At 50.0% G+C, this 214-nt stretch carries 1 pseudogene; it reads left to right on the top strand.

Going from position 1 to position 214, the window contains the following annotated elements:
* Positions 1 to 94: pseudogene (locus tag V6252_RS13460) on the top strand (DUF3418 domain-containing protein); the annotation flags it as partial.
* Between the last annotated feature and the right edge of the window lie 120 nt (positions 95 to 214).

The raw sequence follows: 214 nt of genomic DNA on the forward strand, positions 1-214 counted from the left end.
GGGTGTGCCCGGTTGGCGCTATCAACTGGATCTACAACTCCTCAAGTCACTGCCAAAGGAGATACGACGTCAAATCGTACCGATACCCAATACTCCAGACACTTTCTAAGATGAGTTGCAGCCAAAGGCTGGACAAGGATTGCAGAAGCAGATATGACAGGCGTTGCATCCTCGCTGTATCATGTCGGTGACGCCACAGAACTTCAATCCATCT

Source organism: Psychrobacter proteolyticus (genome assembly GCF_038155145.1).
Taxonomy (GTDB): Bacteria; Pseudomonadota; Gammaproteobacteria; order Pseudomonadales; family Moraxellaceae; genus Psychrobacter; species Psychrobacter proteolyticus_B.